This is a genomic window from Aeromonas sp. EERV15, assembly GCF_900079845.1.
Classification (GTDB): Bacteria; Pseudomonadota; Gammaproteobacteria; order Enterobacterales; family Aeromonadaceae; genus Aeromonas; species Aeromonas sobria.
The window spans coordinates 1-516 of the sequence record NZ_FKKY02000079.1 but is presented as its reverse complement, the minus strand read 5'-3'; the positions used below and the strand labels follow the sequence as shown (position 1 = coordinate 516).

Annotated in this window: 1 protein-coding gene; it reads right to left on the bottom strand. The window is 69.2% G+C overall.

Going from position 1 to position 516, the window contains the following annotated elements; genetic code table 11:
- Window positions 1–108 precede the first annotated feature (108 nt).
- Window positions 109–516, bottom strand: a 408-nt coding sequence (locus BN4575_RS22730) for a hypothetical protein (protein ID WP_176716458.1), incomplete at its 5' end; no start/stop codon positions are given.

The following is a 516-nucleotide window of genomic DNA, read 5'->3' as shown; positions in this document are numbered from 1 at the left end:
GGCGAGTTCTTGACGGAGGGGACGCCTCGGAAGACGGTCACGCTCGTGGCCGCACGAAGATGCGCCCCGCTATGGAGCCCGCCCCCTGGCGGGAGGGCCCCGGGCCGGTCACGGCGAGGCGCCGACATCGACGCGGTGGGTCTCGACCACCGCATCCCAATGTTCAATGTGGTAGACGAGGCTCACGGCAAAGCGCTCCTCGTCCAGCTCCACGAGGATGGGGTCGGACTCGTCCCAGCTCCCAACGGCGAGGACGGTGGCCACGCAGCCGGCAGCGAGCTCCTTGCGGCCTGCATCCTTGAGCGCAGAGACGCTGGCGCGAGCCCAGCCCGTCCGAGCATCGAGCAGCAGAGCGACAGTCGCGGACGGGAACGCGCGCTCGAGATGGGGGAGCGCTCGAGAGGCGGCTGACGGATCAGCTCCAGGCGTGGCGTTCAGGATGAAGAGCTCCGAGGTATGGAGGTCGCCCTGGAGCGCGGCGCTGTAGCGAAAGAACTGAGGGCTGTGCTCGACGCC